The following is a 4,774-nucleotide window of genomic DNA, read 5'->3' on the forward strand; positions in this document are numbered from 1 at the left end:
TCCCTGTTCCCTGTTCCCTGTTCCCTATTCCCTATTCCCTATTACAAAAAAGAGGGAAAAGCCTGCTACCGCTGGCCAATCCCGTCTGCCGATCCTTAAAGAGAGGAGAACACTAAAAATACAATATAACTTTGATTGAGAATATATGTCAACTACTAATGATAAAAAGTATCAATAAATTTTTGTTGAGCTAATTATAGCAGTGAGTTGCATACAAGAAAAAGTATTATGATGTTTCAGTTGTTATACCATAGAGAAAAAGCCCCAAAACCGGCTATGACGCTACAACTGCGTGTTTATGTACCACCCCATCCCCTGATCAAGCACTGGTTAGCAGTTGCCCGTGATGCTGCTACACCCTCCGTATTATTTCGCAGTGCGATGACTGAGTTGGGACGTTGGTTGACTTACGAAGCGGCTAGAGAGTGGTTGCCAACTCAAGAGGCAACAGTGCAAACCCCCTTGGATAGCAGCCCAGCAACTTTAATAGATCCAACGGTTCCAATGGCAGTGGTCCCGATTCTGCGAGCTGGGCTAGGATTGCTAGAGGGAGCACAAACAGTGTTGCCTTTGGCGTCGATTTATCATCTTGGCTTAGTGCGAGATGAAAAAACACTCCAGCCGTCTTGTTACTTAAACAAATTGCCAGAAAAATTCCCACCGCAAACGCGAGTGTTAGTGACCGATCCAATGTTAGCAACTGGAGGGTCAATCATGAATGCAATGGCAGAATTAACACAACGGGGTGTTGACCCAGCCCTAACGCGGATTATCTGTGTGGTAGCAGCACCGCCAGCTTTACAAAAACTGAATGATGCTTTTCCAGGTTTAATTGTTTACACAGCTACCATTGATGAAACGGTTAACAATCAGGGATTTATCATACCAGGATTAGGAGATGCAGGCGATCGCATCTTTGGGACATAAGCTAGTATGCAGCTAAGACAGCATGAGGTGCGAAAACAACCCAACAGATGCAGCGTTTCTTCAAGGCAGTAAAATTATGAGTCAGCAAGATAATTTCGCAAGTGGTTTTTTTGCCGGAGCAATTTTCGGTGGTGTGGTTGGTGGTATCATTGGTACGCTTGTTGCCACAAGACGTGATCCAGAAGAAATCGTAGAGGAAGAACCTCAAACGACCACCAATTCAACAGAAGCGAAAAAAGCAGCCAGAAGGCGTCAGATGAGAGCTTCGGAAAATGAGAATATGGAAATGGAAGTGGCGCGGCGATCGCTTGAAGATAAAATCGCCCAGCTCAATGCCACAATAGATGAAGTGCGACAGCAGCTAGGGAATGTGAATGGCAATTCAGAGCAGCTCATTCACGAACGTTCTTCGTCGCGTAGCGAGGAGTTACGTTAACGTTCTTAGCATTGAACTCTAGCAAATGCCAACTACAAAGGCAAGAGTATTCATCATGGACCAGATGCAGAATCTGCAACCGCCATTTGAATTAGCCTCATTTAAAATCGAAGATAAGACCCATTTGACACTTAGTAGCAAATCAAGCAATCCATGAATTTACTGATTACCACACTGAGCACATTCATACAGATTTATAGTACTCTACTGATTATTAGAGTCCTCTTGACATGGTTTCCCAGCATCAACTGGTACAATCAACCATTTGCTGCATTGAGCCAGATAACCGATCCTTATCTAAATCTGTTCCGTTCCATCATTCCCCCATTGGGCGGTATTGATTTTTCCCCGATCTTGGCGTTTCTCTTACTCAACCTATTAAGCAGTTTGCTCTCTTCTCTAAGCACCATTCCATTAGTTGGTTAAGTATAAACTCCACATATATTGACTTTCGTAGAGACGTTGCATGTGAGGCAGTGCGTTGGGCGGGTTCCCCGACTTGAAGCAACTGCCGAACCCGAAGGGCAACGTCTCTACATATTCATATTTTCCAACTACCTACGCACTTGAGCACTGAATCCAGCCGCCTTGAACTGCTTCAACTTCAAAGGTTCAGGCTGGTTTGCAGCCACAGAAATCCTCAATTCAAAATCACTGACACCTGGTGGAATTTCCTGGATAGAACCAAGACGGTTACGGTTTTCCATCACAGAGTTATTGTTAGCATCATAAATGCGCCCAAAAATATCCGCATCGTAAACTGTTTTGTACGTCCCATTTTCAGCTTTGCCTGTGACAATAAAGCAATTTGCTGCCATAGTTGTACCACTCGTCACAGATCCTTTTCCTATTTCCGATGGACATTTGTGATAGGAAATGTCAAATAGTTTAATCTGTGTCAGCGCTACGGCGCTTGGCGTAAACACCCACGATACAACTGCGATGATACAGGAAATCAAAATCACCTTCAAGAATCCTGAGTACTGAATCCTGAATTTTGAGTTATTCCTTGTAAATAAGGACACAGAATTTAATAACGATAGTAGGCTATTTTTCTTTTGCATATCTCCAATAACAAGAATAACGAAACAATGTACCAAAAAAAGAGCTGCGACTAACACAAACACAGGCGAAAAGCTGTTTAGTAGTATTTTCAACCTCAGCTTAGCCGAAATTAGCTCTTAAGATATTAGCTAGTTCTTTTTAACTTTTGTAATAATTATGAAATATGAAACTCTCAATTGCTATATAGCTTATGAGTCCAGATGAGATGAAAGCAGTCTTGCAAGCAGCGTTTGATCGTTGTGATATCGCAAGCTGTCCCCTCTGTGATACGCAGAAAGAGATATTACTGCAAGTCTTAGAGCAAATCAAGGGGTCTCATACTGGTGTGTCTGATATCGCTAATCCCCTAGACGAACTGACAAAAGAGGAATTGCAAGCATTTTTAGAGTTCGTCAAAGCGCAAGAAGAACAAAATCGCTCATGGAAAGCGCAATTACTGAACGACTGGCTGAATGAAAATGACTCTGGGGGAGTACAATTTATTCGCGATCGCTACGGATTGCTTTGGCTGAATCGTATTGAACCATATCACTTTGACAAGTATTCTACTGAGGATGTCCTCAAGCTGAAACTGGGTGATCGCATTGAAATTTGCAACGCTGTTTGGGAATGGGTACAAGATAATGGTCCTTGCACCCCAGAATGGTATTCCTGTATTGTCATTAAAGTTGATACAATAGGCGACGGCGATTCTTCCTCAACCAACGGCATCGTCCGCTTCTACAACGGTGCTGAGTTTGAAATTCAAGGTATGTACGAATGGAATCGCGTTTATTGGAGAAGAGGGAGTGAGGGAGTTCGTCCTTAGCATAAAAAGGGGTCGGAATTTTAATTATGGAGTTGCTGAAACTGAAGCTCTTAGTCGTCCTTCTACTCGTTCGTATTCATCTTCAAGTAGCCAAAGTTTTGCCTCAAGGTAGGTGTTGCTATTGAACACTAACTGATAATTTTGACTTGGATCGTAAATACAGCTTTTACCAGAACTGTCGCTCAATAAAATCAAAACGTAGGGAGGCGAGGCGGTTGGATCTATCCATAGCTCTGTAAACTCCCAGTTATCAGCTAGGTTTTGTGCGTGGGATAACATGATACTTGTTTCCTTTTACTTTCATCTGTGCGTAATAAAGTGGAATTTTACTACCGTCAATACTGAGATGATATCCAACAGGTTCGTTAAAGTATAGTCCATAGCGTTCATGTCCACGAATGACTCCTGTAAATTCCCCTTTTTCTATGATTGCTTGAGTAACCATAGACATTGTGGCTTCATCATTAAACACGTGAGCGCTTCATTCTTTTTGAAGTAGCTGTTGCATTTGGGGAGTATCTGGGAGATGCTTGGCAACATGTTTAATATCGAGAGTTAGTTCTCGCTCAATTAGACTCATTCAAAGGTCGAACTTACGATAAACCCAAATGTTGTCGCAAAGCTTGGCGCATTACGTCTACGGGAACAGTGTCCTGTTGTAACCAGATTTTTAATGCTGCTGCGCCTTGTTGAACGAGCATTTCCAGTCCATCAATCGCGATAGCGCCCACCTGCTGCGCTTGTCTGAGAAATTTTGTTGGGTTAGGGGTGTATATCAAATCGTAGGCGATCGCCCCCGCTGGCAAATTCCCCATTTCCTCTACACTCAAAGGTGATTCCTCAACCTTGGGATACATACCAATAGGGGTTGTATTTACTAGCAGGTTTGCTTGTGGAATGAGTTTTGGCAATGAATCCCAAGTGTGGACGTGTAAATTCTGCGACTCACGGAAATGATCCCAACTCTTCTGAAATTCTTCTAACTTTTGGAGGTTGCGCCCAACAACAAAAATCTTGTCAAAACCTAATTCAGCACAACCTGCAACAACTGCTCTTGCTGCACCACCATTGCCTAAAATCACAGCTACTCTCTGGCTCAATCGGTGATTATTATACATTGTTCGCAAAGGAGCAAGAAATCCTTCCACATCAGTGTTTGTACCAATCCATTTGTTGTCCTTGCGACTTACCGTATTCACTGCTCCTACAGCTTTAGCGATCGGTGAAATTTCGCAAAGCAAAGGCAATATTGCTTGTTTATGTGGAATTGTAATGTTAAAACCAACAACATCGATAGCAGCAAAGCCTTGGACAGCGACCTCTAAATTCTGTGGTTCTATCGGAAAAGGGACATAGACATAATTTAGTCCCAACTGCGTAAGTGCAGCATTGTGCATCACTGGTGAGAGTGAATGTTCTACCGGATACCCAATCACTCCAAGTAATTTAGTTTTGCCTGTAATCATAGGTTTGTCATGAGTTGATTATAGTGGGTGAGATGAAAACCCTGTGGCTTTAGCCCAGGGACGCCACATGCC

General features: G+C 42.9%; 7 protein-coding genes and 1 pseudogene. 4 read left to right on the forward strand and 4 right to left on the reverse strand.

From position 1 onward, the window contains the following. The first annotated feature begins 276 nt into the window (after positions 1 to 276). From upp to DP116_RS27035, 3 genes are all read left to right on the forward strand, one after another. Positions 277 to 927 (forward strand): uracil phosphoribosyltransferase, encoded by a 651-nt coding sequence (gene upp, locus DP116_RS27025; protein WP_169158075.1) that lies wholly within the window; start codon positions 277 to 279, stop codon positions 925 to 927. Positions 928 to 1,003: 76 nt separating this feature from the next. After that, positions 1,004 to 1,363 carry a ssl2009 family thylakoid membrane protein gene (locus tag DP116_RS27030; protein WP_169158076.1) on the forward strand — a complete coding sequence of 120 codons (360 nt, stop codon included), beginning with the start codon at positions 1,004 to 1,006 and terminating at the stop codon, positions 1,361 to 1,363. 153 nt (positions 1,364 to 1,516) lie between these two features. Further along, complete coding sequence (locus DP116_RS27035; protein WP_169158070.1) at positions 1,517 to 1,789, forward strand: YggT family protein; 273 nt, start codon at positions 1,517 to 1,519, stop codon at positions 1,787 to 1,789. Between the two features lie 128 nt (positions 1,790 to 1,917). Here the strand turns inward: DP116_RS27035 and DP116_RS27040 are convergent, their stop codons facing one another. Then, positions 1,918 to 2,427, reverse strand: coding sequence for a hypothetical protein (locus tag DP116_RS27040; protein WP_246275821.1), 510 nt, complete (start codon positions 2,425 to 2,427; stop codon positions 1,918 to 1,920). Positions 2,428 to 2,618: 191 nt separating this feature from the next. On the opposite strand from DP116_RS27040, the gene DP116_RS27045 reads away from it, so the two are divergent. Continuing rightward, positions 2,619 to 3,236 carry a hypothetical protein gene (locus DP116_RS27045; RefSeq protein WP_169158072.1) on the forward strand — a complete coding sequence of 206 codons (618 nt, stop codon included), beginning with the start codon at positions 2,619 to 2,621 and terminating at the stop codon, positions 3,234 to 3,236. 24 nt (positions 3,237 to 3,260) lie between these two features. On the opposite strand, the gene DP116_RS27050 is transcribed toward DP116_RS27045, so the two are convergent. From DP116_RS27050 to DP116_RS27060, 3 genes and pseudogenes are all read right to left on the reverse strand, one after another. After that, positions 3,261 to 3,515, reverse strand: a complete 255-nt coding sequence (locus DP116_RS27050; RefSeq protein ID WP_169158073.1) for a hypothetical protein — start codon at positions 3,513 to 3,515, stop codon at positions 3,261 to 3,263. Beyond that, positions 3,487 to 3,816, reverse strand: a pseudogene (locus DP116_RS30840) (DUF6972 family protein). The gene DP116_RS27050 and the pseudogene DP116_RS30840 overlap by 29 nt, the downstream one beginning before the upstream one ends. Positions 3,817 to 3,829: 13 nt before the next feature. Then, positions 3,830 to 4,702 (reverse strand): shikimate dehydrogenase, encoded by an 873-nt coding sequence (locus DP116_RS27060; protein ID WP_169158074.1) that lies wholly within the window; start codon positions 4,700 to 4,702, stop codon positions 3,830 to 3,832. Positions 4,703 to 4,774: the final 72 nt, after the last annotated feature.

Source organism: Brasilonema bromeliae SPC951 (genome assembly GCF_012912135.1).
In the GTDB taxonomy this organism is placed as follows: domain Bacteria; phylum Cyanobacteriota; class Cyanobacteriia; order Cyanobacteriales; family Nostocaceae; genus Brasilonema; species Brasilonema bromeliae.

What these genes read in the sequence shown, in the direction of transcription:
- DP116_RS27060 (WP_169158074.1), bottom strand. Translation starts at nt 4,702, where the DNA reads ATGATTACAGGCAAAACTAAATTACTTGGAGTGATTGGGTATCCGGTA.
- upp (WP_169158075.1), top strand. Translation starts at nt 277, where the DNA reads ATGACGCTACAACTGCGTGTTTATGTACCACCCCATCCCCTGATCAAG.
- DP116_RS27030 (WP_169158076.1), top strand. Translation starts at nt 1,004, where the DNA reads ATGAGTCAGCAAGATAATTTCGCAAGTGGTTTTTTTGCCGGAGCAATT.
- DP116_RS27050 (WP_169158073.1), bottom strand. Translation starts at nt 3,515, where the DNA reads ATGTTATCCCACGCACAAAACCTAGCTGATAACTGGGAGTTTACAGAG.
- DP116_RS27040 (WP_246275821.1), bottom strand. Translation starts at nt 2,427, where the DNA reads ATGCAAAAGAAAAATAGCCTACTATCGTTATTAAATTCTGTGTCCTTA.
- DP116_RS27035 (WP_169158070.1), top strand. Translation starts at nt 1,517, where the DNA reads ATGAATTTACTGATTACCACACTGAGCACATTCATACAGATTTATAGT.
- DP116_RS27045 (WP_169158072.1), top strand. Translation starts at nt 2,619, where the DNA reads ATGAGTCCAGATGAGATGAAAGCAGTCTTGCAAGCAGCGTTTGATCGT.